Annotated in this window: 20 protein-coding genes; 12 read left to right on the top strand and 8 right to left on the bottom strand. The window is 70.6% G+C overall.

Translation table 11 applies throughout. From position 1 onward, the window contains the following. Positions 1-61 precede the first annotated feature (61 nt). The gene (locus ACSC1Q_RS25185) at positions 62-706 is read left to right on the top strand and encodes a MarR family winged helix-turn-helix transcriptional regulator (protein ID WP_436761175.1); all 645 of its coding nucleotides are present in this window, start codon (positions 62-64) and stop codon (positions 704-706) included. A gap of 48 nt (positions 707-754) precedes the next feature. On the opposite strand, the gene ACSC1Q_RS25180 is transcribed toward ACSC1Q_RS25185, so the two are convergent. Together ACSC1Q_RS25180 and ACSC1Q_RS25175 are read right to left on the bottom strand one after the other, a co-directional pair. Beyond that, positions 755-2,044: a hypothetical protein gene (locus ACSC1Q_RS25180; RefSeq protein WP_436761174.1), complete on the bottom strand. Its 1,290-nt coding sequence runs from the start codon at positions 2,042-2,044 to the stop codon at positions 755-757. A 238-nt stretch (positions 2,045-2,282) separates the two neighbouring features. Further along, on the bottom strand, positions 2,283-3,449 hold the full coding sequence (locus ACSC1Q_RS25175; RefSeq protein WP_436761173.1) for a class I SAM-dependent methyltransferase: 1,167 nt from the start codon (positions 3,447-3,449) through the stop codon (positions 2,283-2,285). A 243-nt stretch (positions 3,450-3,692) separates the two neighbouring features. On the opposite strand from ACSC1Q_RS25175, the gene groES reads away from it, so the two are divergent. The 4 genes from groES to ACSC1Q_RS25155 all read left to right on the top strand — a co-directional run bounded on the left by groES (position 3,693) and on the right by ACSC1Q_RS25155 (position 6,950). Continuing rightward, the gene (gene groES, locus ACSC1Q_RS25170; RefSeq protein WP_329090052.1) at positions 3,693-4,004 is read left to right on the top strand and encodes a co-chaperone GroES; all 312 of its coding nucleotides are present in this window, start codon (positions 3,693-3,695) and stop codon (positions 4,002-4,004) included. Positions 4,005-4,095: 91 nt separating this feature from the next. Then, positions 4,096-5,715, top strand: coding sequence for a chaperonin GroEL (groL, locus tag ACSC1Q_RS25165; protein WP_436761172.1), 1,620 nt, complete (start codon positions 4,096-4,098; stop codon positions 5,713-5,715). A gap of 310 nt (positions 5,716-6,025) precedes the next feature. After that, positions 6,026-6,664, top strand: a complete 639-nt coding sequence (locus ACSC1Q_RS25160; RefSeq protein WP_329090055.1) for a sigma-70 family RNA polymerase sigma factor — start codon at positions 6,026-6,028, stop codon at positions 6,662-6,664. Positions 6,665-6,746: 82 nt separating this feature from the next. Next, positions 6,747-6,950, top strand: a complete 204-nt coding sequence (locus ACSC1Q_RS25155; RefSeq protein WP_436761171.1) for an anti-sigma-D factor RsdA — start codon at positions 6,747-6,749, stop codon at positions 6,948-6,950. Here ACSC1Q_RS25155 and ACSC1Q_RS25150 read toward each other — a convergent pair. Then, positions 6,911-7,288, bottom strand: coding sequence for a DUF5319 family protein (locus tag ACSC1Q_RS25150; RefSeq protein WP_326635634.1), 378 nt, complete (start codon positions 7,286-7,288; stop codon positions 6,911-6,913). The two genes, ACSC1Q_RS25155 and ACSC1Q_RS25150, sit on opposite strands and share 40 nt — an antisense overlap. A 105-nt stretch (positions 7,289-7,393) precedes the next feature. Continuing rightward, positions 7,394-8,404, bottom strand: a complete 1,011-nt coding sequence (locus tag ACSC1Q_RS25145; protein WP_436761170.1) for a helix-turn-helix transcriptional regulator — start codon at positions 8,402-8,404, stop codon at positions 7,394-7,396. 539 nt (positions 8,405-8,943) lie between these two features. On the opposite strand from ACSC1Q_RS25145, the gene guaB reads away from it, so the two are divergent. The 3 genes from guaB to ACSC1Q_RS25130 all read left to right on the top strand — a co-directional run bounded on the left by guaB (position 8,944) and on the right by ACSC1Q_RS25130 (position 12,758). Next, positions 8,944-10,425 carry an IMP dehydrogenase gene (gene guaB / locus ACSC1Q_RS25140; RefSeq protein ID WP_436761169.1) on the top strand — a complete coding sequence of 494 codons (1,482 nt, stop codon included), beginning with the start codon at positions 8,944-8,946 and terminating at the stop codon, positions 10,423-10,425. Between the two features lie 133 nt (positions 10,426-10,558). Continuing rightward, complete coding sequence (locus tag ACSC1Q_RS25135; RefSeq protein WP_436761168.1) at positions 10,559-11,677, top strand: GuaB3 family IMP dehydrogenase-related protein; 1,119 nt, start codon at positions 10,559-10,561, stop codon at positions 11,675-11,677. 148 nt (positions 11,678-11,825) lie between these two features. Then, positions 11,826-12,758 carry a hypothetical protein gene (locus ACSC1Q_RS25130; RefSeq protein WP_436761167.1) on the top strand — a complete coding sequence of 311 codons (933 nt, stop codon included), beginning with the start codon at positions 11,826-11,828 and terminating at the stop codon, positions 12,756-12,758. A gap of 57 nt (positions 12,759-12,815) precedes the next feature. On the opposite strand, the gene nagA is transcribed toward ACSC1Q_RS25130, so the two are convergent. Together nagA and ACSC1Q_RS25120 are read right to left on the bottom strand one after the other, a co-directional pair. Next, a complete protein-coding gene (nagA, locus tag ACSC1Q_RS25125) occupies positions 12,816-13,952 on the bottom strand; it encodes an N-acetylglucosamine-6-phosphate deacetylase (protein ID WP_436761166.1) in 1,137 nt (378 codons plus the stop codon). Between the two features lie 108 nt (positions 13,953-14,060). After that, entirely contained in the window at positions 14,061-14,792 is a 732-nt protein-coding gene (locus ACSC1Q_RS25120) for an HAD family hydrolase (protein WP_436761165.1), read from the bottom strand. 82 nt (positions 14,793-14,874) lie between these two features. Between ACSC1Q_RS25120 and ACSC1Q_RS25115 the strand changes: the two genes are divergently transcribed. The 3 genes from ACSC1Q_RS25115 (at position 14,875) to ACSC1Q_RS25105 (ending at position 18,927) form a co-directional block, all read left to right on the top strand. Next, positions 14,875-16,086 (top strand): helix-turn-helix domain-containing protein, encoded by a 1,212-nt coding sequence (locus tag ACSC1Q_RS25115; RefSeq protein WP_436761164.1) that lies wholly within the window; start codon positions 14,875-14,877, stop codon positions 16,084-16,086. A gap of 96 nt (positions 16,087-16,182) precedes the next feature. After that, complete coding sequence (locus tag ACSC1Q_RS25110) at positions 16,183-16,587, top strand: hypothetical protein (protein WP_436761163.1); 405 nt, start codon at positions 16,183-16,185, stop codon at positions 16,585-16,587. Positions 16,588-17,184: 597 nt separating this feature from the next. Further along, on the top strand, positions 17,185-18,927 hold the full coding sequence (locus tag ACSC1Q_RS25105; RefSeq protein WP_436761162.1) for a glycerol-3-phosphate dehydrogenase/oxidase: 1,743 nt from the start codon (positions 17,185-17,187) through the stop codon (positions 18,925-18,927). 268 nt (positions 18,928-19,195) lie between these two features. Here the strand turns inward: ACSC1Q_RS25105 and ACSC1Q_RS25100 are convergent, their stop codons facing one another. Together ACSC1Q_RS25100 and ACSC1Q_RS25095 are read right to left on the bottom strand one after the other, a co-directional pair. Continuing rightward, positions 19,196-22,108, bottom strand: coding sequence for a M36 family metallopeptidase (locus tag ACSC1Q_RS25100; RefSeq protein WP_436761161.1), 2,913 nt, complete (start codon positions 22,106-22,108; stop codon positions 19,196-19,198). A gap of 359 nt (positions 22,109-22,467) precedes the next feature. Further along, positions 22,468-24,744 carry a beta-propeller domain-containing protein gene (locus tag ACSC1Q_RS25095; RefSeq protein ID WP_436761160.1) on the bottom strand — a complete coding sequence of 759 codons (2,277 nt, stop codon included), beginning with the start codon at positions 24,742-24,744 and terminating at the stop codon, positions 22,468-22,470. Positions 24,745-24,890: 146 nt separating this feature from the next. On the opposite strand from ACSC1Q_RS25095, the gene ACSC1Q_RS25090 reads away from it, so the two are divergent. Continuing rightward, positions 24,891-26,414 carry a succinic semialdehyde dehydrogenase gene (locus ACSC1Q_RS25090; RefSeq protein ID WP_436761159.1) on the top strand — a complete coding sequence of 508 codons (1,524 nt, stop codon included), beginning with the start codon at positions 24,891-24,893 and terminating at the stop codon, positions 26,412-26,414. The last annotated feature ends 18 nt before the right edge of the window (positions 26,415-26,432 follow it).

Here is a 26,432-nt window from a genome sequence, read left to right as displayed (position 1 = left end):
CTACAACTTGGTCGGCCAACATGCAAGCGGGTAGTCTCGGGGGTGACGGAAGGACCTGAACATGGCGGAGCCGCTGATCGACGAAGAGCGCGACGCGACCGACGAGCGCGCCGCGGCCCGCGAAGGCGCCCCCGACGGTGCCACGGACGATGTCACGGCCAGGGACGTGGCCGGGGCGTGCGGCGTGGCCGGAGACTCCGGGGACTCCGGGGACTCCGGGGAGTGCGGCGACTACGACAGCGACCTCAACTGCCTGATGGCGACCGCGACCCGCGGCCACCGCGTGCTGCTCGCCGGCCTCCTCGCGGAGATCGACCTCTATCCGGGCCAGGAGCGCGTGATGGGCGCCCTGTGGGACAACGGGCCGCAGTCGCAGAACTGCCTGGCGAGAATCGTCGGCATCGACGTGTCCACCATGACCAAGACCCTGCAGCGCCTGGAGCGCAGCGGGTTCGTCAGCCGCAGGCCCGACCTGGCCAACCGGCGGATCAGCATCGTCGACGTCACGCCCAGGGGGCACGCGCTCCGCCCCGAGGTGGACCGGGTCCTCGCCGAGATGCATCGCCGGATGACCGAGGGGCTGACGGCCGGGCAGACCGAGGAGCTGTCGGCCCTGCTCTCGGTGGTCAGGAACAACCTGTGCCGCGAGACGGGAGCCGTCGAGGGCCCGGAGAGCCCCCGGCTCGGCGTCGCGCGCGCGGGCTGACGGCTTCCGTACGGGTCCGGTCGGGCCGGTGGGGCCCGGCTCCGGGGGTCAGTCCTTGTCGCCTCTGGTGGGGCGGAGCAGGGCCTCGGCCAGGGCGAGCATGGTCTCCTCCAGGGCGCCCAGGCGGCGGGTGAGGTCGGTGTGCGCGGGCTCCACGGTCTCGCTCAGCGCCTCGGAGAGCTGGTCGCGGTCGGGCAGGGCGCGGAGCGTCTCGGCCAGCGGGGCGAGCGCGGCCTCGGCCCGGATGACGCGCTCGTCGAGGGAGTCGAAGCGCTCGCGCTGCTCGTCGGTCTGGACGCCGATGAGCGCGCCGACGCCGAGGACGGCGGGCAGGACCTCCAGGCGCTCGTCCAGGCTCTCCAGGCGCTCGGCGGACTTCTCCGCGTGCCCGTCCAGCGTGGACAGCCGGGAGTCGATGACGTCCATCCGGCCGGTGAGGCGGCCCTCGATGTCGTCGAGGCGCTCGTCGAGGGTGTCGAAGCGGCCACCGGCCGCCGTGCGCTGGCCGTCCAGCCGGTCGATGCGGGTGTCGATGCGGTTCTCGACGGCGGCGGCGCGCTCGTCGATCCTGGGCACGACCAGGTCGACCCTGCCGCCCACCTGCTCGATCCTGCCGCTCACCAGGTCCACCTTGCCGTTGACCTGCTCGACGGCGGCGAGCATCCGGTCGGCGGCGGTGCCGACGGACTGCTGGACGCTCGCCGACAGGTCGAGCATCCCCGCCTCGACGCGCCCGGTGCGCTGGGCGAGGTCGGCCAGCGCCCTGTCCAGGCGGCTGAACCGGTGCGCCGCGATGCCCATGTCGGCCTGGAGCCTGGCGAGGTGCTCGGCCAGCTGACGCACCTGCTCGTCGAGGCCCAGGGTGCCGTCCGAGATCGCCCGCAGGCGGGTGAGCGCCTCGTCCACGCTCTCGCCCACGGTGCCGAGGTCGGTCCACAGGCTCGGCAGCTCGCCGAGGGGGGTGACCCGGTCGCGGACGGTCTCGACCCGGCGGCCGAGGGAGTCGACCCGCTCGCCGACGGCGTCGACGTGGTCGCGCACCGCCTCGACGTGCTGGGCCAGGCCCTCGGCCCAGGAGGGCGGTTTGGCGGCGATGTCGTCCAGGCGGCCGTGGACGGACTCCAGCGTGCCGTTCAGCCCGCCGATCTCGCGCTCCCTGACCTCCCGCAGCAGCCACTCCATGCCCTCCAGGCGCTGCCGGATCTCGTCGAGCACCGCGCCCTGGGTCCGCTGCTCGTAGACGTGGTCCTGCGCCGCGCGGGCGAGGAGCTCGCGCATCCGGTCGGAGATGGCGGTCTGGCTGCCTGCCTGGAGCAGGGTGTGGTCGGAGTGATCCACCGAGAGCTCCTTCACTCGCCGACGCTCAGCCGCGCGGTTGGATTTGATGGGATTTGCTGATGAACGACATGAAACCGCAGGCGAGAGAGAACTCCCGCCCGGCAACCTTAGCCTCTGGATCAAGGTTTTCCGACAGCGAGAATAAAAGACAGGAATTGCCGGTTCGCTGGAAGAATTGACTATTTTGGCTGGTCAACCAGGGCCGATCCGGCCGGTTAGGCAAAGCCGGTCCGGCCGTTCAGCCGGGACCGCACACGAAGGCGAACGGCCGGTCGCCGATTCGGGTGAGAATGACCACCGCGGATTCGCCGCCGGAAAGCCGGAGGTCTTTCCTGAGGCGGTCGACGTCCACCGCGGAGCCGCGCTTCTTGATCGTCACGTTGCCCGCGCCGCGCTCGCGGAGCGCCGCGCGCAGCCGCTTGAGCGAGAACGGCATCGTCTCGTGGACCTCGTACCGCGACGCCCACGGCGTCGGCGTCGCGGTGTCGCCGGTGATGTAGGCGATCTGCGGGTCGAGCAGGCGACCGCCGACCGACGCGGCGATCTCCGCGACCAGGTGGGCGCGGATCGCCGCGCCGTCCGGCTCGTAGATGTAGCGGCCGGCGGGGCCGGTGGCGGGATCGCCGAGGGCGGGGTCGGGCGTCATCGTGGCGCCCGACGGCAGGATCGTGGCCCTGCGCGCCGTCCCGCCCGCCAGCGCGCCGCACCAGATCACGGCCTCCTTGACGTCGCCCTTGTACGAGACCCACTCGGCCTCCGCGCCCTCGGGGACGAACTCGTACGGGATCCCGGGGGCGACCTTCAGGCAGGCGGCCCCGGCCCTGGCCACCATCTCCAGCACGGCGGGCCAGGGCGGCGAGTAGCCCATCGGGTCGAAGGTCCTGCCCCGTGCCGTACGGCGCGCGGGGTCGGCGAACAGGACGTCGAAGGCGGCCGGGTCCAGGGTGGAGGCGTCGGCGGCGCGGACCGTGACCCGGTCGCCGAGGCCCAGGGCGTCCGCGTTGGCCTGGGCGACCGCCGCGGTGAGCGGGTCGGCGTCGACGGCCTCGACGGAGCACCCGGCCCTGGCCAGGGCGAGGAGGTCGCCGCCGATGCCGCAGCAGACGTCGGCGACCCGCGAGCCCGCGGGGACGCGTCGCGCCCGGTGGTCGGCGACCTCGCGGCGGGTGGCCTGCTCCAGGCCGGTCCGGGTGAAGTACATGAGATCGGCGTCGGTCCCGAACTTCTCCCGCGCGCGCAGCCGGAGCGTGGCCTGCGTGAGCGCGGCTGAGGTCAGGTCCGCGTCGTAGGTCCTCCGCAGCCTGGTCACCGCCGCCACCGGGTCGTCGCCGGTGGTCCCGGCCGCCGCGTCCAGGGCCTCCTGGCCGCGCGGGGTCAGGAGTTCCAGGAATGCGTCGAGATTCACACCAGCCGACGCTACCGCCTCAGCCGTAGGGGTTCGCGAGGGGCTTCCACCTGGCTTGACGTTCGCGTGAAGCGCAGAAGGGGTGCTTCGTGTTGACTGTCAAGGCCACCTTGCATACTGTTCCGTATTGGCACTCTCCCGGTGAGAGTGCCAAATACATGCGACGAGGCAGGTCTGACACCCGCGACGGCAGACCGCTGGTCGCCTCTTCTAGATCGTTCACATCTGAAGGGGAGGTCCGACGTGACGACCGCCACCAAGGTTCCCGTTAAGCCGCTCGGCGACCGCATTGTGGTCCAGCCGCTTGAGGCCGAGCAGACCACCGCTTCCGGTCTGGTCATCCCGGACACCGCCAAGGAGAAGCCGCAAGAGGGCAAGGTCCTCGCGGTTGGTCCCGGCAACTGGGATGAGGAAGGCGAGAAGCGCATTCCGCTCGACGTCAGCGAGGGCGACGTGGTCCTCTACAGCAAGTACGGCGGCACCGAGGTGAAGTACAACGGCGAGGAGTACCTCGTGCTCTCCGCCCGTGACGTGCTCGCCATCATCGAGAAGTAATTCTCGACTTCACAAAGATGACGTATCGAGCCCCGGGTCGCGAGAGCGCCCGGGGCTTTGATGCGCCGACGTACTTATAGAGAGGATTGTCATGCCGAAGACCCTGTCGTTCGAGGAGGACGCGCGCCGAGCTCTCGAGCGCGGCGTGAACGCTCTCGCGGACGCGGTCAAGGTGACGCTGGGCCCGCGCGGTCGCAATGTCGTCATCGACAAGAAGTTCGGTGCGCCCACCATCACCAACGACGGTGTCACCATCGCCCGCGAGGTCGAGCTGGAGGCACCGTACGAGAACCTGGGCGCCCAGCTCGCCAAGGAAGTGGCGACCAAGACCAACGACGTCGCCGGTGACGGCACCACCACCGCGACCGTCCTGGCCCAGGCCATGGTCCGCGAGGGTCTGCGCAACGTGGCCGCCGGAGCGCAGCCGCTCTCCCTCAAGCGCGGCATCGACCTCGCGGCCAAGGCCGTGAGTGACCGGCTCATCGAGTCGGCCCGCCCGGTCGAGGACAAGAAGGAGATCGCGAATGTCGCGACGATCTCCGCGCAGGACGCCAGGATCGGCGAGCTGATCGCCGAGGCGTTCGACAAGGTGGGCAAGGACGGTGTCATCACCGTCGAAGAGTCCAACAGCATGGGCCTGGAGCTTGAGTTCACCGAGGGCCTCCAGTTCGACAAGGGTTACCTGTCGCCCTACATGGTGACCGACCAGGAGCGCATGGAAGCGATCCTGGAGGACCCCTACATCCTGATCACCCAGGGCAAGATCGCCTCGGTCTCGGACTTCCTGCCGCTGCTCGAGAAGATCGCGCAGACGAAGAAGGCCCTGCTCGTCATCGCCGAGGACGTCGAGGGCGAGGCCCTCGCGGTCCTCGTCACCAACAAGATCCGTGGCACCTTCACCTCCGTCGCCGTCAAGGCGCCGGGCTTCGGCGACCGCCGTAAGGCCATGCTGCAGGACATCGCCATCCTCACCGGTGGCCAGGTCGTCAGCGAGGAGATCGGCCTCAAGCTGGAGCACGTCGGCCTGGAGGTGCTGGGCACCGCCCGGCGCGTCGTCATCACCAAGGACTCCACCACCGTCGTCGACGGTGCCGGTGAGGCCTCGGCGATCGCCGACCGCGTCAAGGAGATCAAGCTCGCCATCGAGCAGTCCGACTCCGACTGGGACCGCGAGAAGCTCCAGGAGCGCCTCGCCAAGCTCTCCGGCGGCGTCTGCGTGCTCAAGGTCGGCGCGGCCACCGAGGTGGAGCTCAAGGAGAAGAAGCACCGCCTTGAGGACGCCATCTCGGCGACGCGCGCGGCGATCGAGGAGGGCATCGTCTCCGGCGGTGGCTCCGCGCTCATCCACGTCGCCAAGGTCCTCGACGACCTGGGCCTCACCGGCGACGAGGCGACCGGCGTCTCCATCGTCCGCAAGGCGCTCGTCGAGCCGGCCCGCTGGATCGCGGAGAACGCCGGTCTCGAGGGCTACGTCGTGACGGCGAAGGTCACCGAGCTGCCCGTCGGCCAGGGCTTCAACGCCGCGACCGGCGAGTACGGTGACCTGATCGGCCAGGGCGTCATCGACCCGGTCAAGGTCACCCGCTCGGCCGTCCAGAACGCCGCCTCCATCGCCGGCATGCTGCTGACGACCGAGGCCCTCGTGGTGGACAAGCCCGAGGAGGAGGCCCCGGCCGCCGCCGGCGGTCACGGCCACGGTCACGGCCACTGATCGACACCTGACCGACATCTGGTCGGCCACCGGCCGATCGTCGGTTCCGAGTCCCGGACGGCTCGCGTCTCCAAGGAGGCGCGAGCCGTTCGCGTTTCGCGGTAAACCGAAAACGATCTCAAGCGTCACGCTGGACAGAAGACCAAACGCGGTTCTCCCCGAATAGCCGACGTATTTGGCAATCGAATGAAATATTTGCACATTCTGTAGTCGTTGCCGTCGCCGTTCGATTACGCGCCGTTATCTCCGCCTCAATGTGACCAATCCGTAGCCGTTTGCGATGACGACAGTCACTATCAGGGCGGGCATCATGCCTAACGTGACCGAGGGATGCGTCGCCGACGCCAAAAATGGGGTGAGGCTTGCGACGAGGTCTGATGGGGTCGCCCACAGGGATGATCTCAAGGATCTGACGAGCCTCGCCGTTCAGGGGGATCGCACCGCGATCGAATCTCTGATCGCGCAACTGCGGCCGATGGTCGTCCGATATTGCCGTGGTCGTCTGGGCCGGGTTTCCGGTCAGTATCACATCGCGGACGACGTGGCCCAGGAAGTATGCATAGCGGTGCTGTCCGCACTGCCCCGCTACCGTGACATGGGACGCCCGTTCGCGTCCTTCGTCTTCGGCATCGCGTCTCACAAGGTGGCCGACGCGCTGCGCAGCTCCGTACGATCCGCCGTGCCCACCCAGGACCTCCCTGACGGGCCCGACGAGGGTCCGGGGCCGGAGGAGACCGTGGTGCGTTACATCGAGGCCGAACACGCCCGCCGGCTGCTGTCGAGGCTGCCGGACAACCAGCGCGAGCTACTCATGCTTCGAGTGGTGTCGGGCCTTTCCGCCGAGGAGACCGGTAATGTACTTGGCATGTCACCAGGTGCGGTTCGTGTGGCCCAGCACAGGGCGCTGGCCCGGCTACGAGCGATGGCGGAGCTGGAGTCGATAGCTTGACCGCGGAGCCGTCGAGCAGGGGGCGCGAGCGGAAGCCCGAACCGCGGGACGGGGCTCGCGACGACCCGGAGCGAGAACGATCATGACAACGGTTCACCCGCGACGTCCGGCTCGGAGATACGGGCCGGACGAGGACCCGGCGGTAGCCGAGACCGACGAGCTCGTGGACGCGCTCTCAGGCAGGAGGCCCGTCTCCACCTCGGACGTCGCGGTCGCCCTGCTGGCGGCCCTGGTCGACGACGTGGATCAGCGGTGTTCCTCGGTGTCGATCACACCGTCCACGTAACCACGGGCGTATTCCCAGCTCACGTAGTCGGTGGGGTTGGGCTGATAGGCGGGCTCGTGCACCTGGGGCTGGCCGTTCTCGATCATCTGGCGCAGGTTGCCGCGCAGCAGCTCCCAGTCGAAGTAGTGCTGCTCCCCGCATTCGGGGCAGTCGAGCACCAGGCCGAGCACACCCTGGGGCTCCAGCAGTGAGCGGAAGACCTCCACGTCGGCGAGGTCGGTCATGGCCTCGTCGCGCTCGTCCGTCGTCAGCGGCTCGGGATCGTCGGGATCGCCCAGCGCCGCCGCCGGGTCGTCGGGGTCATCCGCGAACGGATCGCGAGGGACATCGTCGAGCACGATCCCACCTTATGGCCTGGATGTGACAGACAGGTTCCGAACTGCACGAGTAGGACGCTTCGGGGCGGCACGGGCAGGTCAGCGGCCGGGACGAGGCCCGCGATCCTAGGCGAGCCAGCCACGCCGGGAGGCCTCCGCCCCCGCCTGGAAGCGTGACTGCGCCCCCAGCTCGGCCATGCCGTCGGCGAACCTGGCGCGCACCGTGCGGACCGAGACGCCCAGCTGCCGGGCGATCATCTCGTCGGAGACGCCCTGACCGGCCAGCCGCAGCACCCTGACCACCCCGTCGTCGCGGTGGGTGCCGGGCAGGCGGGCCCCGCGGGCCCACAGCTCCTCGAAGAGCGAGCGCAGCGCGGCCACCACGACCGGAGCCCTGACCAGGTGGAAGTTGTAGGCGTTCTCGGCGAGCGTGCCGCCCCACTGGGCGGGCATGCCCGCGGCGTCGTCCCCCGCGACGAGGAACCAGCTGGGCACCGTGTCGAGGGTGCGCACCTCGGCCCCCGCCCGCTCGAACTGGTCCAGCTTGTCGCGCAGGCCGGGGATCTCCAGCGTGTGGACCGGGATGCTGACCCGGCAGGAGAGCAGGCCGGCGCGCTGGGCGCCGATCCACTGGTCGGCGTAGCGGTGCGCGAAGTCGCTCATCGTCCGCCGGTCGGGGATGCTCGACAGCAGCTTCAGCGGCGGGGCCTGGACCGCCATGCCGATCACGCTCTCGTAGAGCTCGTCGGCGCCCCCGACCAGGTCCACGGAGAACTGGCCCGTCTGGTAGTCGCGCCCGGCGTCGTACTGGTGGATGAAGCCGCGGATCGAGCCGAGCACGGTGTCGATCCTGCGGCTCTCGGCGGCGAGCCGGTCCAGCCTCTCCGCGATCAGGTGGCCGAGGGCCGCGGCCGGATGACGGGCCAGGTATTCGCCCCCCTGCTCGTCGACCACGCCCAGCCGTACCAGGGTGGCCAGCTCGCGGCCGAGCGGCTCGGTCGAGCGGTTGGTGGCCTGGGCCAGCTCGGCACAGGTGGCGCGGTGCAGGCGCAGGACCGCGTTGTAAAGGGCCGTCTGGGCCGGGGTGAGCCCCAGGCTCTCCAGCGGGTCGGGCAGTGTGGGTGTGTCGGTACTCATCAGCGAGGGACTCCTGCAAGTGACACGAGGGTCTGGCGAGGATAACTCGGCGAATCGTCCCTGTCCGGGCGTTGCTCCTACTCGCGGGCCGTGGTGTGCAGCTTCGTGCAATTGCACGTTTCGACATTGCGAGAAGAACGCATCGTGACGCACTCTTGACGCAGCGTCGGCAGAAGGCGCGGATCACGTCACCGGCCGGATGCGGAGGGGGGTTCGGCCGGCGTCAAGGCATCTCCGCGCCGATGCCGGTGATCCGGGGGATCGAGCGGGTCACCGACCGCTCGGTCCCCCGCTTTTCCCCGGGTCCCCGGGGGCCCGTCCTTCCTCCGGGCCCCCCGGGGCCCCAGGTCCCTCCAGACCCCCTCCGAGTCCCCAGACCCCCTCCGAGTCCTCGGGCCCCCGGCTCCTCCGGGCACCCGACCTCCTCCGTGACCCGCCTTTTCCCCCGGGTCCACCAGGTTTGGCGCCAGACTCTAAACTGTGACCCGGGGGTCGGCGCCTTTCCCCGTCCTGAGAGCGCCGCGGCAGGAGGGTTGCAGATGGCCAAGTTCACCGAGCCGGGGCTCACGTTCGACGACGTGCTCCTCGTTCCCGCGTATTCGGACCTGCAGCCGGGGCAGGCCGACACCACCACGCGGCTGTCGCGGGGCATCACCCTGCGGATCCCGCTGGTCTCCGCGGCGATGGACACGGTGACCGAGGCCCGCATGGCGGTGGCGATGGCGCGCCAGGGCGGCATCGGCGTCCTGCACCGCAACCTGTCGATCGAGGACCAGGCCCAGCAGGCCGACCTCGTCAAGCGCTCCGAGGCCGGGATGGTCACCAACCCGGTCACCTGCTCCCCGGACGAGACGCTGGCCGACGTCGAGCGCCTCTGCGCGACGTACCGGATCTCCGGCGTCCCGGTGACCGACGAGACCGGCGTGCTCGTCGGCATCGTCACCAACCGCGACATGCGCTTCGAGACCGACGAGAACCGGCCGGTGCGCGAGGTCATGACCCCGATGCCGCTGGTCACCGCGCCGGTCGGGGTCTCCACCGACGACGCGTTCGCCCTGCTCAAGCAGAACAAGATCGAGAAGCTCCCGCTGGTCGACGCCGGGGGGCGGCTGCGCGGGCTCATCACCGTCAAGGACTTCACCAAGAGCGAGCAGTACCCCCTCGCCACCAAGGACGCCGACGGCCGGCTCGTCGTGGGGGCGGCCGTCGGCGTCGGCGGCGACGCGGAGAAGCGGGCGATCGCGCTGATCGAGGCCGGGGTCGACGTGATCGTGGTGGACGTCGCGCACGGCCACTCCAAGGGCCTCGCCGACATGATCGCCAAGATCAAGTCCAACAGCCGGGTCGACGTGATCGGCGGCAACATCGCCACCCGCGCGGGCGCCCAGATGCTGGTCGACGCCGGGGTCGACGCGGTCAAGGTCGGGGTCGGGCCCGGTTCCATCTGCACCACCCGCGTGGTCGCCGGTGTCGGCGCCCCGCAGGTGACGGCGATCCACGAGGCCTCGCTGGCCGCCGGTCCCGCCGGGGTCCCGGTGATCGGCGACGGCGGCCTCCAATACTCGGGCGACATCGTCAAGGCCATCGCGGCCGGGGCCGACACGGTCATGCTCGGCTCCCTCCTGGCGGGCTGCGAGGAGTCCCCGGGTGAGCTGATCTTCATCAACGGCAAGCAGTTCAAGTCGTACCGGGGCATGGGCTCGCTCGGCGCGGTCCGCAACCGTGAGCGCGGCGGCGCCTCCTTCAGCAAGGACCGCTACGCCCAGGGCGACGTCGGTGCCGAGGACAAGTTCATCCCCGAGGGCATCGAGGGGCAGGTCCCCTACCGCGGCCCGGTCGCCGCGGTGGCCCACCAGCTCATCGGCGGCCTGCGCCAGGGCATGTGGTACGCCGGGTGCCGTACGGTCGCCGACATGCACGTGCGGTGCGAGCTGATGCCGATCACGGCGGCCGGCCTCAAGGAGAGCCACCCGCACGACATCCAGATGACGGTCGAGGCTCCCAACTACCACGGTCGCTAGGGCGGCCCGCGCCGGGCGCGCGGCCGTACCGCACGGAGACCCGCATGGACCGGATGGAACGCGTCGCGCATCGCGCACGCATGGATGGAACGTGGCGTGCGCTGGGCACGCACGGGACGGGAAAGACAGACATATGACTCAGGTGGAGATCGGCCGCGGCAAGAACGGCCGTCGTGCCTACGCGCTCGACGAGATCGGCATCGTTCCGTCCCGGCGCACCCGCGACCCGGAGGAGGTCTCGATCGCCTGGCAGATCGACGCCTACCGCTTCGAGCTGCCCGTCGTGGTGAGCCCGATGGACAGCGTGGTCTCGCCGAGGACCGCCATCGAGGTCGGCAGGCTCGGCGGTCTCGCCGTGCTCGACCTCGAAGGGCTGTGGACCCGGTACGACGACCCGACGCCGCTGCTGGAGGAGGTGGCCGAGCTCAAGGGCGCGCCCGCCACGAAGCGGCTGCAGGAGATCTACGACGCGCCGATCAAGGAGGAGCTGATCGGCCGCCGCATCGAGGAGATCCGCGCCGCCGGGGTGGCGACGGCCGTCCGGCTCTCCCCGCAGCGCACGGTCCAGTACCACAAGGCCGTCATCGACGCGGGCGTGGACATCTTCGTGATCCGCGGCACCACGGTCTCCGCCGAGCACGTCTCCGGCAGGGCCGAGCCGCTCAACCTCAAGCAGTTCATCTACGAGCTCGACGTCCCCGTGGTCGTCGGCGGGTGCGCCACCTACACCGCGGCGCTGCACCTGATGCGGACCGGCGCGGCCGGGGTGCTCGTCGGCTTCGGCGGCGGCGCCTCGCACACCACCCGCACGGTGCTGGGCGTGGTGGTGCCGATGGCCACCGCGATCTCCGACGTGGCGGCCGCCCGCCGCGACTACATGGACGAGTCCGGCGGCCGTTACGTCCACGTCATCGCCGACGGCGGCATGGGCACCTCCGGCGACATCGCGAAGGCGATCGCGGTGGGCGCGGACGCGGTCATGGTCGGCTCGCCGCTGGCGAGGGCCGTCGAGGCACCCGGCAAGGGCTTCCACTGGGGGTCCGAGGCGCAGCACCCCGAGCTGCCCAGGGGCAAGCGGGTCGAGTTCGGCACGGTCGGCACGCTGGAGCAGATCCTGCACGGCCCCTCCTCGGTGGCCGACGGCTCGATGAACCTGATGGGCGCGCTCAGGCGCACGATGGCCACCGCCGGATACTCCGACCTGAAGGAGTTCCAGCGGGTCGAGGTCGTCGTCGCCCCGCAGGTCAGCTGACATCCCATGAGGCTGGGGCCGGACCCCCACCGGGGCCGGTCCCGCTCTCGCGCGTGCGCGTCCGGCCCGGCGGGCCGGGGTTCGCCGTCCCCCCCGTACCGCCGTTAACCCAAATGACGCGCTCGAAGAAATCTGTGAGCATTCATACGTGCCGAATGACCGGGAGCTCCGGGGCGCCCTCAAGGAGGGGCCCTTCCACGTCGCGCTACGCGCCGCGGTGGAGACCCGTGGGCTGACCCTCACCGGGATCCGCCGGCAGCTCGGGGAGCGCGGTCTGCGCGTCGGGATGACGAGCCTGAGCTACTGGCAACAGGGGCTGCGCCGTCCTGAGCGCCCCGAGTCGCTGCGCGCGGTGCGTGCCCTGGAGGAGATCCTCGTCCTGCCGCCGCGCTCCCTCATGGCCCTTCTCGGCCCGCCCCGGCCGCGCGGCCGTGACGCGAGGAAGCTGCCGGTGGGCGCCCTGCCCTACTCCGCGATCATGGAATCCTCCCAGACGCTGTCGGCGATGATCCACGACCTGAACGGGGTGGCCGACGACCGGCGCCTGCACATCGCCGGGATGTACGAGGCGCTGCAGATCGGTCCCGACCGCAGCACCGTGCGGCGCGAGACGCTCCAGGTGGTGCAGGCGCACGAGGAGGCCACCGACCGCTACATCATGGTCTACCGGGGCGACCTGGGGTGCGACGTGGAGCGTGTGCGCGTCCGGGCCCTGGAGGACTGCCGGGTCGGCCGGGTCCGCCGTGACGGGCCGACCGCCCTGGTCGTGGCGGAGCTGCTGTTCGACCAGATGCTGCGGCCCGGCGAGACGCAGATCATCCGCTACGAGCTGGCCGACCCGAGTGGCGTGGAGACCGTCGAGTACGAGCGGGGCTTCCGGCACCCGGCCGGGCAGTACGTGCTCCGGGTGAACTTCGCGCCGGAAGCCCTCCCGGTGCGCGTCCGGCGGTTCGCCCGCCAGGGCTCCGGCACCGGCGAGGAGAAACTCGGCGCGCTCTCCCTCAACGCCCACCACGCCGTGCACCTGGTGGCCGGGTCGCTGGAACCCGGCCTGGTCGGCATCCGCTGGGACTGGTCCTGATCCGTCCGCGTCCGGCTGTCCGCTGGGACCGGCCCTGACCCGCCCGGATCCAGCGGTTCAGCGGGGTTCGGTGATCCAGGTGCCGCCGCGCATGACGCCGGAGACCTCCAGGTCGTCGGTGAGCACCACCAGGTCGGCCCGCTTGCCGACCGAGACGGATCCCAGGCGGTCGGCGAGACCGAGGACCCGCGCCGGGGTGAGCGAGGCGATCTCGGACGCCTCGGACAGCGACAGGCCCACCTCGCGCACGGCCCGCCGGAACGCGACGTCCATGGTCAGGGTGCTGCCCGCGATGGTGCCGCTCTCGGCCAGCCGGGCCACCCCGTCCGCGACGTTCACCGTCATCGGGCCGAGCCCGTAGACGCCGTCGCCCATGCCCGCGGCCGCCATGGCGTCGGTGATCAGCGCGGTCCTGCCGGGGCCCGCGACCTCGAACGCCAGGCGCGTCATGGCCGGGTGCAGGTGCACGCCGTCGTTGATCAGCTCGACCGTGACGCGCTCGTCCTGGAGCAGCGCGGCGATCGGCCCGGGGTCGCGGTGGTGCAGCGGCGGCATCGCGTTGTAGAGGTGGGTGGCGACGCTGCCGCCCGCCTCGATGCCGGAGATCGTCTGCTCGTAGGTGGCGTCGCTGTGGCCGAGGGCGGCGATCACGCCGTGGGCCACCGCCTCCCGTACGGTGTCCAGCGCGCCGGGCAGCTCGGCGGCGATGGTGACCATCCGCACGTGGCCGCGCCCGGCCTTGATCAGCCCGGCGAGCTCCACCGGCGAGGGGTCGCGCAGCAGCGCCGGGTTGTGCGCCCCGCAGCGGGCGGTGGAGATGTAGGGGCCCTCGAAGTGGATCCCGGCCAGCAGGCCGTCCTCGCACAGGTCGGCGAGGGACGCGGCGGCGCCGGCCAGGTCGTCGGGGGACGCGGTGACCAGGCTGGCCATGAGCGTGGTGGTGCCGTGGCGGGCGTGCAGGCCGACGGCCCGGCTCGCCTGGTCCGGGTCGCCGGTGGGGAAGGAACCGCCCGCCCCGCCGTGGTTGTGGATGTCGACGAAGCCCGGCACGACGTACCGGCCGCCGAGAGCGAGCCCGGCGCCGGGGGCCGAACCCTGGCCCACGTGGGTGATGCGGCCGTCTTCGATGGTGAGCCAGCCTTCGTGGACACCTTCGGGGGTCACGACGCGGGCGTCGGCGAGTGTGATGCTCATGCTCCCCATCCTCGCGGGTCCCCGGCGGAACCGGCTCCCGGCACTCCCGGAGCCGGGATCTTGTGGCGTACGGGATGATCTCGGCCGCCCCCCTCCTGAGCTTCGGCCTCAGATCGGGTTTCGTGTCTGGTCGTCCGGGTGTTCGACCGTGACGACGGCCCGGACGAGGGCGGCGGTATCGGAGAGGTCGGAAAGCACATGGTGCGCGCCCGCCTCGGCGAGTTCTCGCGGTGAGCTCTTCCCGGTGGCGACTCCGATCACGAGGGCTCCGCCGTCGAGGGCCGCCTGGACATCGCTCGGAGTGTCGCCGATCAGAATGGTCGTCTCGACGTCGAAGTCGAGGTGATGCCGTTCCTTCGCGCGGGCGCGGGCGATGGGTACCAGCTTCGCGCGTACCTCGTCGTCGTCGCCGTAGGCACCGCTGTCGAAGTCGATGTGCCGATGAAGATCGAAGATCTGGAGTTTCGCGACCGCCGACGGCCGGGGGTTGCCGGTCAGAACGGACTGGACGATGTCACCGTGCCCGGCCAGCGTCGTGAGGGCCTGCCGGGCGCCGGGCAACGCGCGGCCCCTGCGTCGCATGTCCTCGGCGCGTTCCCGGTACCCCCGCGCCTGTGCCTCGGCGAACCTGCCGAAGTAGTCGCCGGGATCCTCCAGGCCGTGAAGTTCAAGGGTCTCCTGGAAGATCACGCGCTCTGTCCTGCCCGTGACCTCGGCCATCCGGGTCATCGGGCCGCCGGTCACCTCTTCGAAGGCGGTACGGAAGACCTCGCCTCCCACCCCGCCAGTGGCGATCAACGTATGGTCGATGTCCCACAACACCAATCGGACAGTGGACACGGTTCGCCTCTTCCGCTGCTTCTTCGACCTGCACGTTTCATACTGCTTCAGAGAGCCGTCCCAGCGTGAGGGGGGAACACGCGTGTCCGAGATCCCCGTAGGCGAGCGGGTGCAGTTCTACCGCAAGGCGCAGAAGAAGAAACAGGCCGTCGTCGCGGGTCTCGCCGGGATCACCGAGGATTATCTGTCGCAGATCGAGCGGGGTTTGAAAACACCGGCGATGCCGCTCCTGCATCGGCTGGCTCGCGTGTTGAACGTACCTGTCTCCGCGCTGCTCGGTGAGCCCGCGTTCGAGGAGGAGAGCGCGGTTCACCCCGTTGGAAGGATCTTGCAGCGGGCTCTGACCTCGTACGTTCCCATCCCGTCCGATCGGCCCCTTCCTGATCTGGCCGAGCTTCGCGAACGGGTGAATGCTCTTTGGGCGCTGTGGCAGACATCTCCCACGCGATTCACGGACGCGGCTCCCCTGGTCCCTGATCTTGTGCGTGACGTGCAGTTCGTAGCGCGTGCGCTCCGGTCCGGGGGTGATGCGGCAACGCGCCGAGACGTTTACCGGATGTCGGCGGACCTGTACTTCTTCCTGCGGACATTCACCAAGCGGATCGGACGCCCTGATCTGTCGCTTTTGGTCGCGGATCGAGGGATGGTCGCGGCAGAGGAAGCGGACGACCCGCTGCGGGTCGCGGTGGCCAAATGGAATCTCGGACAGATCCTGCTCTCACAGAGCGAGGCGGAAGGCGCGGAAGAAGTCGCTCTCTACGCGATCGAATCACTTCGTCATGACCTGCCTTCAGATGCATATGCCCGCACCGCCATGGAAGGCGCGCTGTGGTTGGTGGCGACGGTCGCGGCAGCCAGGAGGGGCGATTTCTGGACGGCTCGTGATCGGTTGCGGGAGAACGCCCTGCCTGCCGCACAGCGGTCAGGTGACGGCAATGTGTTGTGGACCGTGTTCGGCGTACCGAACGTCGGCCTTCACGCGGTGAGCGTCGAGGTGGAGGCGGGCGAGACAGCTGAAGCGCTGCGCCTGGCAGATGATGTCGCCGTCTCTCGTCTTGCGTCGCTGGAACGACGTACGACTTTCGCTCTGGAAGTGGCACGTTGCTACGAACAGCGCCGCGACGATGCGGCAGTCTTTCTCCACCTCCTCACGGCAGAGGCCAGTGGTCCGGAGGACCTGAGGTACAACGTCCTGGCCCGCGACCTGATCCGTGGGCTGCTCAAACGAGCTCGCCCCACCTACGCGCCGCAGGTACAGGCCCTGGCACAACGGGTTGGCCTGCTGGCCGGGTAACCCGGACCGATGGCTCACCCGAGCTGAGAGTTCGGGGCGTTCGCCTCGCTCGCGCCTAGCGTCGATACCCCGACGTGAGACGAGGAGGAGGACTCCGTGGCAAAGACGCCGAACGGCCAAGGCACGTCTCATCCACAAAAAGCAGGCACGGGTGCCGATCTGTGGCGGTTTGGGCCGCAAGCCATGACCGCGCCGACTCCCGCCGACATGGCCGAGGAGCTTCGGGCCGAACTGGGGCGGCTGGGCATCAAGGCTGACGTCCACGACGGGTACGGCCTGGCGCTGGTGTCGGTCTGGGTGGGGCTGGTCGTGTGGTGCAAGGATGATCGTTACTGGTGGCGTACCGGCTGGGACGCCCGGCGTCACCGGCCCGTCTACGCCTGGCATCCGGCTGCAGATCCCGTTCAGGCCGCTCGTCGGGTCGCGTTTCGCCATGCGGAGCTGCGCGTAGTCCATCCTCCGTCCGAGCTGGCGGCGGGGGCACGCTGTGATCCTGCTTGACGAGTGCCTGAGTCCGCACGTGGCCATGGTTCGGCGAGATCATGTACGGCTGGAATGGCGGCGACGGTATGCGGATTCAGCGCTTGGGCGGGCTCGCCCGGTGTTGTGGACCTGCCTGTGCCGCGCCACGGTCTACGAGCTGTACGAGGGCGGCGGGCGGGCCTTCGTCCGGCGAACCGTCCAGCTCGACCGTACTCCCGAGGTCCATGACACCTTCATGTATCCGATCGGTGAAGCTCGGGCCGTCTGGACGGCGCTCCTGTCCGGAACTGCTCGTTAGACGGCGTGGCGGCGTGGGATCTGGAGGGAGTCGCGCCGTCACGCCTGCTCAAGATCATGCCGGGAGGTGGGGTCCCGTCGCTTCCGGCCGATGTTGAGACCGGGTTTTCGTTCCCGTGGGCTGATCGGCGGGTGCCTGGTCCCGGGGAGGTGTTCCCGTGGCGTTGCTCCCCCTTGGGCGTCTCATGGTGTTCTCGCTGTTCGCGGGGGTATGGCGTGAATCACCGTCGCCGTTTCCTACTGGTCGGTAATGGTGCCTAGGGTAGATGGGTAGATACCTCACGTAAGGCGACAAGCCGCACCCCAGGGGGTTGCACAATGACGGCGCGAATGGGCACCGGACGGCTCGGTCCTGCCGAGCGGTCCGCCGCACTGGCGCAGATGAGCGCCGAGGAACTCGACGTGGTGGTGATCGGAGGCGGGGTCGTCGGAGCGGGGGTCGCGCTGGACGCGGCGACCCGGGGCTTGTCGGTCGGGCTGCTGGAGGCGCGCGACTTCGCCTCGGGCACCTCGTCCAGGTCGTCCAAGCTGATCCACGGCGGCCTGCGCTATCTGGAACAGCTCAACTTCGAGCTGGTCAGGGAGGCGCTCCAGGAACGGGCCCTGCTGCTGCAGCGGATCGCCCCGCACCTGGTGCGGCCGGTGCCGTTCCTGTTCCCGCTGACGCACTTCGGCTGGGAGCGGCCCTACGTCGGCGCGGGCCTGGTGATGTACGACACGATGGGCTTCTCCACCGGCCTCTCCCGGGGCGTGCCCGGTCACCGGCACCTGTCGCGCAAGAGGGCGCTGCGGCTCGCGCCCGCGCTGCGCAGGACGGCGTTCTCCGGCGCGGTGCAGTACTGGGACGCCCAGGTCGACGACGCCCGCTACGTCATGACCATGCTGCGGACGGCGTCCACCTACGGGGCCAACGTCGCCTCGCGGGCGCAGGTGGTCGGCTTCCTGCGTGAGGGGGAGCGGGTCACCGGGGTCCGGGTGTGCGACCTGGAGACCGGCAGGGAGATGGACGTACGGGCCCGCCAGGTGGTCAACGCCACCGGCGTGTGGACCGACGACATCCAGGAGCTGGTCGGCGGGCGCGGGCAGATCCACGTGCGCGCCTCCAAGGGCATCCATCTGGTGGTGCCGCGCGACCGGATCCACTCCCTCACCGGGATCATCCTGCGCACCGAGAAGTCGGTGCTGTTCGTCATCCCGTGGGGCCGTCACTGGATCATCGGCACTACCGACACCCGGTGGGAGCTGGACCGGGCCCACCCGGCGGCGTCGCGGTCGGACATCGACTACGTCCTCGACCACGTGAACGAGGTGCTCTCGGTCCCGCTCACCCGTGAGGACGTCGAGGGCGTCTACGCCGGGCTGCGCCCGCTGCTGTCCGGGGAGTCGGAGGAGACGTCCAAGCTCTCCCGCGAGCACGTGGTGGCCCACCCGGTGCCGGGGCTGGTCATGGTGGCCGGTGGAAAATACACGACATATCGTGTTATGGCGAAGGACGCGGTCGACGCCGTGGCGCACGGCCTGGACCAGCGGGTCCCGGCCTCCTGCACCGACCGCATCCCGCTGGCCGGGGCCGAGGGCTACCAGGCGCTGTGGAACTCCCGGCAGCGGCTGGCCCAGTCCTCCGGGCTGCACGTGGCCAGGATCGAACACCTGCTCCAGCGGTACGGGTCGATGATCGACGAGGTCCTGGCGCTGATCGAGCGGGACCCGTCGCTGGCCAAGCCGCTGACGGGGGCCGACGACTACCTCCGGGCGGAGGTGGTCTACGCGGCGACCCACGAGGGAGCCCGGCACGTGAACGACGTGCTGACCCGGCGTACGCACATCTCGATCGAGACCTTCCACCGGGGACTGGCCGTGGTCGAGGAGGCGGCCCAGCTGCTCGCCGATCCGCTGGGCTGGGACGCCGAGCAGGTCAAGCGCGAGGTGGAGTACTACACCAAGCGCGTCGAGTCCGAGCGCCTCTCCCAGGAACAGGACACCGACCAGGAGGCCGACGCCATCCGCCTCGGCGCCCCGGAGATCGTGCCGGTGGCCAGCCCCGAGACGAACCCGGTCTGATCCTCCCGGGACCGGAAGGTCCCAGGGGAATCGGAACCCCCGGAACCGGAAGGTCCCCGGGCCCCGGGAAGCTCGGGCCCCGGGGACTCCTCCGGAGGGACTGACGGTACCCCGGAGGGGCCGGCGGGTGTTCGGAAGGCTTTGGCCGGCCCCGTGGAGAGACCCAGGGGTCGGCCGGGTGTCCGGGGCCCCTCAGGAGGGGCCGGCGCGGGTGTCCGGAGGACCCGCCGGTCCCTGGGGAGGGACCGGCGGGAGGACTCCGGGAGGACTAGCGGGTGAAGGCCTGGAACTCGGCCGCGCGCAGGTGGTCCCTGACGGGGCTGGCCGTGGCGCAGTCGGTGGCGGAGTTGGGGTCGGCGTCCTGCTCACCGGCGTAGACCGGGTTGCCGGTGCACTGGGTGGAGACGGCCCGCAGGGTCAGGTGGGTCGCGGTGGTCGTGGGGATCTTGAAGGACTCGATCACCAGATCGGCGCCGCGAGGACGCGGCCTGCGCGTCTCGAAGGCGTTGGACGGGCTGGTGTAGACGACCGAGAAGGACGCGGGCAAGGAACAGTCCTTCTTGGTGGCGTCACAGGCCAGGACCTCGAAGGCGCGCAGGGCGCTGAAGCGGTTCTGGCTGCCCGGGTCGGCCGGGTCGGTGGCGGCGGGGGGCCTGAGCATGGCGCTGACCTGAACGCGGCGGATCCTCTCCGGCGTGGTCCCGGCCAGGTCCACGGTGACGGACTTGCCGGTGACCGGGCCGGTGAGCGAGGCCCAGTTCGTCGCCTCCGTCTCGTCGATCAGCTTGGCCTGGTTGACGCCGTCACCGGCCGCGGTGGCGCCCAGCGCCGCCGAGGCGAGGTTCTTCGGGATCGCGAGCGGCAGCGGCAGCTTCAGGCCGGGCAGCACCGCGAACTTCACCCGGGTGTGCCCGAACCCGTTGCCCGCGACCACGAAGTCGTAGATCCCCGGGGTCATCTCGACGGTGTCGCCGAGCGGGGTCGCCGGGTCGGTGTCGGCCACCGGCACGACGCGGCCCTCGTAGTCGCCGACGTACAGCCGCAGCGCGGCGTCCTTGGCGTCGAGCAGCGGCTTGAGCTGGATCTTGCCGTTCTTACCCGCCGGGTCGACGAAGCTCGGCGTCGGGTCGGGGTCGTTGGCCCCGACGCTCGCCGCGCCCTGGCCGAGGCCGTGCTCGGCGAACGCGCGCCACATGATGGCCTGGTTCGCGCCGCCGAAGCGGATGGTGTCGGCCGCGAGCAGCGCGTCGCGGTGGTCGACGTAGCTGACCGCGCCGGAGGCCATCAGCAGCAGCGCGTCGAAGGAGACCTGCGCCCAGCGGCGGTTGCCGGGGCACTGCGCGAGCGGGGTCGTGCCGTCGGCGCACGCCTTCTGCCTGGCCGGGGTGCCCTGGCCGTACTTCTGCAGGAAGCCCTTGCGCACGTCGTACTGGGTCGCCGACCAGATCTCACCGTCGGCGTGCACCTGCTGGCCGACGATGTCGTACGCGATGTCGCTGTAGTTCAGCGGGGAGTCGGACATGTCGTAGTTGCGGATGCCCGCCTTCTTGTCGCCGGTGACGTAGCCGCCGGTGACGTACGGGGTGTCGCCCGCGGGGCGGAAGCCGTACTCGGAGAGGTACTCCATCGCGAACAGGTCGGAGGTGCTCTCGTTCATCGCCCCGGCCTGGGCGCCGCTCCATCCGGCGTTCGGGCCGCCGATCATGCGGCCGGAGATCGCGTGGGTGTACTCGTGCCCGATCACCGACATGTCGTAGTCGCCGTCCACGCAGGGCGAGTAGAACGAGCCCGCGATCGGCTGCCACATGTACATGTTGGTGATGGGCGCGACCCCGTCGGGGCCGGTGATCTGGTTGGCGTTGTCGCGCACGCTGAGCACCCGGGCGCCCGCCTGGGCGTTGCCCTGCTCGGGGTCGCCGCCGAGGCCGCCGCGCTCGCCGTTGTCGTTCTGCATGTTCCAGGCGGTCTCGGTGAAGCCGAGACGGTAGGACCAGTCGTGCATGCGGTTGTGCATGACGTGCAGGTTGGAGATGGCGGCTTCGAGGTCGGCCTCGCCCGGCTGGTCCAGGGAGGCAGGGTCGCACTTGGCCGTGTACCACTTGTTGGTCCACGGGTAGACGTACTCGCGGTTCGGCGTGGCCACGTTGGTGCGGGTGCCGACGGAGAACGCGTCGCCGCTGGCGCGGTTCTCCACGGTCTTGGCGGCGTTGCCGACGCTCGTGTTCGTCGGGGTGTCCGTGGCGTGGTCGACGTCCCACGCCTTGCCGGTGCCCGGGTCGGCCCCGACCACGTCACAGCCGGGACCGGCCGTGGCGCACCACGTCGCGCGGGTGTCGGTGGAGGAGTAGTCGGCCGGAGGGTTGGCCGGGAACGCCTCCCAGCGCGGGTCGTCCGGCGCGCTGTGGTGGTCCACCAGGTTCTCGCGGGTCAGGATCTCGCCGCTGACCGCGTCCACGTGCGTCGTGTACGCGGCGGGCTCGCCCTCGCCGCCGCCGATCAGGGTGATCTGGAACGCGTTGTGCGTCCCGTCGGGCGCGGGCACCGCCGTGGCCGTGGCCTTCTTGACGGTGGCCGTGGCCAGGTCGATCCCGCCGTCCCTGGCCGCGATCTCCAGTGCCTGCCGCTCGGTGAGCCTGGCGGCGGGAGGCGCCTCGGAGGAGCGGGAGAGGGTCGAGGTGACGTGGAGGACCTTCCCGCCCTTCACGCCGACCACGACCTGGCCGTCCACGCCCGCGGGCAGGCCGCCGAACCTCTGCCGCAGGAGTACGGCGTACCCGTCCCCGATGGGGTTGGCGGCGATCTTCTCCAGCGCGTCCACGGCCTCGCCGGAGAGGCCGAAGAGGCTCTCGTTCGCCTTGAGGTAGGCCCGCGCGGCCCGCTCGGGGTCGGCGTCCAGGCCCTCGGCGAGCGGGGTGGAGCCGGTGACGACGGCGGGAGTGCCGAGAGCGTTCCACCGGATCGTCGCGGTACTCGCCGCGGCCGACCTGGAGAGTGATGTCGGGGGTGCGACGCTGCCGCGCCGGTTGTCCAGGTCGGGCTTGGCGCCGTGTTCGGCCTGGAAGTCGTGGACCTTGGGGGGCTGCCCGCCGGGTTCGCCCTGGGCGACCCCCGGCAGGGGAATGACGAGCGCCGCGGTGGCGGCGGCGATGACGGTAACGCGTGACCAGGGTTTGGTCGACACCGATCCTCCAGCGAAAGATGGCCGTCGCCGGCCATGCCACACGCAGATCACGTGTGTTGCGCAAGAGGTAACACCGATTCAAGTGTCATGACAAGATCTTGTAAAGGTGTATACGTCGGTGTTATGGGGGCGCTCTGGGGTGCGTGAACGAGTGCGCCCCCGGCGGTCGGGCCGGGGGCGCGGGCGGGAAGTCCAGCGAGGTCAGGACGGGTCGGAGGGGCCGGGAAGGCCGGCCCGGGGGCCCGGGAGGGTCGATTCGTAAAGGGTTCGGAAGGGTTCGAAAGAGTTCGGGAGGGTCGGCCGGGGGTTCGGGAAGGTCGGTCCGGGAGGGTCGGTCCGGGAAGGTCGGTCCGGGAAGGTCAGGAGAAGGGGATCCAGGCCTGGTCGGTCAGGTCGCTCATGGCGCTGACCTTGAGGCCGAGGTCGGAGACCGTCCACAGGCTGTCGCCGACGACGACCGAGCGGCGGATGCCCGGGTCGTAGGCCATCCGGCCGTTCTCCGGCGCCTTGGGCCTGGGGTGGCTGACCGTGCCGGTCCTGGTGATCGCGGAGTCGTCGATCCTGAGGACCAGGGCGGTCCCGTTGGTCTGCTCGGTCCCGGTCCACGAGTTCACCGGGATGACCGCCATCCCCGTCTTCGCCCAGTACAGGAAGGCGTGCGGGTCCCACTCGGCCTCGGAGCCCGAGTCCTTCTGGAACATCCGCGACAGGCGGCGCGGGTCGGCCGGGTCGCTCACGTCGAACAGGGAGACCTGGGTGCCGAGCGTGCGGCCCTGCTCGCTCGCCTCCTGGCCCACGCCGATCAGCCGCCCGTCGCCCGCCGGGTGCAGGTACGCCGAATAGCCGGTGATCTTCAGTTCGCCCGTCTTCCTCGGTGCCGCCGGGTCGCGCAGGTCGAGCGTGTAGAGCGGGTCCACCTGCCTGAACGTCACCACGTAGCCGACGGGGCCGATGAAGCGGACCGAGTAGATCCGCTCACCCTGCCCGAGGCCGCCGACCTCGCCGGTCCTGGCCAGGGTGCCGGCGTCGAGCACGTAGACGGCGCTGGAGGTGTCCGGCGCGGCGGTCGGGGAGGTGGCCGGTTCGTTCCGCGAGGCGGTCGAGGTGGTGGCGACCCGCAGGTGCCCCTCGTGCTCCGACAGGGAGTACTGGTTGAGCAGCCTGCCGGGGACCTTGCCCGAGGCGACGTAGCGGGGCGCCCCGGCCGCGGTGATGTCGAACCGGTGGATCTCGGTCTCCTCAGGCGGCGGCGCGGGGGCCTTCGTCGGCGGGACGGTGTCACCGGCCGAAGGAGCCCGGGACGGTGAGACCGTGACGCCCGGTGTGATGGTCTGGGTCGGGGCGTCGGGGAAGGTCACCGAGGGGGCCGGAGTCAGCGAGACGGTCGGGGGCGCCGAGGGCTCGGGGAGCAGGCTCGGCGCGGGGTCGCCCGACGCGGCGGCGGGAGTGGCGGGCGTGGCGGGTACCACCGGCGGCGTCGCGGGTGTGGCGAAGAGGGTCGCGGACCCGGACGGCGCGGGCGTCACCGGAGTGGGAGCGGGAGTGGCGATGGTCGCGGGGGTGTCCTCGACGATCACCGGGTCGATCGGCCGGGGCCACCACCAGCGCGGGTTGCTGGCCACGTACAGGCTGGTGCCCGTCCCGTAGACGGTGTCGCCGTCGGCCGCGACGGCGATCGGGGCCGTCTCTGTGAGCGCCTCCGACAGGTCGAGGCTGTGCATGGTCAGCATCGACGTCCCCGTGTACTCCGCGGGGTGGCTGACCTGCCCGCAGTCGACCTTGCGGTCAGAGGTCCTCCCGTCCGCGGTCGTCAGCTCGTACTTCGGCAGCCACGCCTCGATCGGCGCCTTGGCGACGACCTCCGCGTTGCGCCGGGTGCGCTCGTTGTCCGACAGGCCGGGCCCGACGTCGGGGAACTCGATGCGCGGCTGGCTGCGGACCACGATCCGCACGGTCGAGCCGACCATCCTGGCGTCCACGTGGGAGCCGTCGGGGGTGAGCGAGCCGATCACCTCCGGCTTCCCCGACAGGTCGACGAGGACGTAGCGCGGTCCCGGGCTCGCCGCGCGCTTGGACGTCGCGCCGTACGGGATGATCCCGCCGCCGGAGAACAGCACCAGCGCCCGGTCCCCGCTGACCAGCAGGTCGGCCGGGGCCCACACCTGCTCGGCGTTCACGAGCTTCAGCGTGCCGGTGACCTTCCTGGTCGCGGTGTCCACCACCCGCAGCACGCCGCGGTTCACGGTGATCACCCGGTCGCCGTCGGTCTTCACCAGGTCGGGCTCGTCGACCCCGGCCTCGTGCGTGTTCGTGGTGGAGTGCTCGGGCGCGCCGGACGCGCTCCTGGCGGAGTCGTCGGCGCGCGCCGTCGTCTCCGCGTACATGACCACGGGGCCGCCGAGACCCCAGGGGCCGACGTTCCTCACCGTCGCCTCGCGCAGGCCGGTCAGCATGTCGTCGCAGCCGCTGTAGGAGACGAGCTTGACGTTCCCCAGATCGACGGGCGCCGTCGTACGGCCCGCGACGGGCTTCGTCTCCGTCGAAGGCTCCGTCGAGGTCCCCGTCGACGTGCACGCCGTGGCGAGCAGCGCGGCGGCGAGGGTGACCGCGCCGGCCGTACGAATCGATGTCCTCATGCCACTACGACGGATCGGGAGGACATGTGGTTCAACACCTTGCTACCCGCTGGTAGTCAGGGCACGCCTCCCACGATTACGCTGCGGACATGGCCGTTCCCCCTGAAATGACACGGGCCGAGATGACACGGGTCCTCGCTCCCCGCATGATCGAACGCGTCGTGCGGCACGTGACCTCCGACGGTAAGACCCGGGAGATCACGGCGCCGTTCACCGGCGAGGTCCTCGCCGAGATGCCCGTCTCCACCGCCGACGACGTCCGCTCCGCCCACGCCGTGGCGCGGGAGGCACAGCGGGAGTGGGCGGCCCGGCCCGCGCGGGAGCGCGCCGAGCCCTTCCTGCGCCTGCACGACGCCATCCTCGACCGCCGCGAGGAGATCCTCGACGTGGTCCAGTGGGAGACCGGCAAGGCCCGCAGGCACGCCTTCGAGGAGGTCCTCGACGTCGCGGGCTGCACCCTCTACCACGCGCGGCGGGCCCCCGGCCTGCTGGAGCCGAGGAGGCGGGCCGGGATCATGCCCGTCGCCACCAGGACCGTCGAGACGCGCCAGCCCCGGGGGACGGTGGCGCTGATCTCGCCGTGGAACTACCCGCTCTCGCTCGGCGTCACCGACGCCGTTCCCGCGCTGCTCGCCGGGAACGCCGTGGTGCACAAGCCCGACACCCAGACCGCGCTGTCCACGCTGTGGACGATCGACCTGCTCGTCTCCCTCGGCATGCCCAGGGAGATCTGGCAGGTCGTCCTCGGCGACCCCGAGGAGGTCGGCGGGCCGCTGCTCGACGAGGCCGACTACGTGGCGTTCACCGGCTCCACCCGGGCCGGCCGGAAGATCGCCGAGGAGGCGGCGAAGCGGCTGATCGGCTGCTCGCTGGAGCTCGGCGGCAAGAACCCGATGCTCGTGCTCGACGACGCCGACCTGGACGCGGCGACCCAGGGCGCGCTGCGCGCCTGCTTCACCAACGCCGGGCAGCTGTGCCTGTCCGTCGAGCGGCTCTACGTCCACGACTCCGTGCACGACGCGTTCGTGTCGAGGCTCGTCCGGCAGGTCGGGAACATGAGGCTCGGCGCCGGGCTCGACTGGAACGTGCAGATGGGCTCGCTCTCCTCCCTGCGGCAGCTGGAGGCGGTCGGCGCCCACGTGGACGACGCCGTCGCGAAGGGCGCCCGCGTCCTCGCCGGGGGAAGGACCCGTCCCGACCTCGGCCCGCTGTTCTACGAGCCGACCGTCCTGGCCGACGTCGACGAGAGCATGGACCTGTGCCGGGCCGAGACCTTCGGCCCCGTCGTCGCGGTCTACCGCTTCGACGACGACGACGAGGCGGTCGAGAGGGCCAACGACACCGCGTACGGCCTCAACGCCTCCGTCTGGACCCGCGACGTGCCGCGCGGGCGGGCGCTGGCCTCCCGGATCAGGGCGGGCTCGGTCAACGTCAACGAGGGGTACGGCTCCGCCTACGCCTCCTACGGCGCGCCCATGGGCGGCATGAAGTCCTCGGGCCTCGGCCGCCGCCACGGGTCCGAGGGGCTGCTGAAGTACACCGAGGGGCAGACCATCTCCAGCCAGGCGTCCTGGCTGGGCTTCGAACCGGTCCTCGGCATGGCGTACGAGAAGTACGCCGACACCCTCGCGACCGCCTTCAAGGTGATGAAGACGCTCCGCCTGAAGTGAGGGCCCCGGGGTCGTTCG

The sequence above is a fragment of the Streptosporangium heterodermiicola genome (genome assembly GCF_051390675.1).
GTDB lineage: Bacteria > Actinomycetota > Actinomycetes > Streptosporangiales > Streptosporangiaceae > Streptosporangium.
This window is presented reverse-complemented; position numbering and strand designations above follow the sequence as displayed.

Coding starts and splice junctions, on each gene's coding strand:
- groL (WP_436761172.1), top strand. CDS start 4,096: ATGCCGAAGACCCTGTCGTTCGAGGAGGACGCGCGCCGAGCTCTCGAG.
- ACSC1Q_RS25145 (WP_436761170.1), bottom strand. CDS start 8,404: ATGAGTACCGACACACCCACACTGCCCGACCCGCTGGAGAGCCTGGGG.
- guaB (WP_436761169.1), top strand. CDS start 8,944: ATGGCCAAGTTCACCGAGCCGGGGCTCACGTTCGACGACGTGCTCCTC.
- ACSC1Q_RS25160 (WP_329090055.1), top strand. CDS start 6,026: ATGCCTAACGTGACCGAGGGATGCGTCGCCGACGCCAAAAATGGGGTG.
- ACSC1Q_RS25095 (WP_436761160.1), bottom strand. CDS start 24,744: ATGAGGACATCGATTCGTACGGCCGGCGCGGTCACCCTCGCCGCCGCG.
- ACSC1Q_RS25185 (WP_436761175.1), top strand. CDS start 62: ATGGCGGAGCCGCTGATCGACGAAGAGCGCGACGCGACCGACGAGCGC.
- ACSC1Q_RS25105 (WP_436761162.1), top strand. CDS start 17,185: ATGACGGCGCGAATGGGCACCGGACGGCTCGGTCCTGCCGAGCGGTCC.
- ACSC1Q_RS25090 (WP_436761159.1), top strand. CDS start 24,891: ATGATCGAACGCGTCGTGCGGCACGTGACCTCCGACGGTAAGACCCGG.
- ACSC1Q_RS25155 (WP_436761171.1), top strand. CDS start 6,747: ATGACAACGGTTCACCCGCGACGTCCGGCTCGGAGATACGGGCCGGAC.
- nagA (WP_436761166.1), bottom strand. CDS start 13,952: ATGAGCATCACACTCGCCGACGCCCGCGTCGTGACCCCCGAAGGTGTC.
- ACSC1Q_RS25135 (WP_436761168.1), top strand. CDS start 10,559: ATGACTCAGGTGGAGATCGGCCGCGGCAAGAACGGCCGTCGTGCCTAC.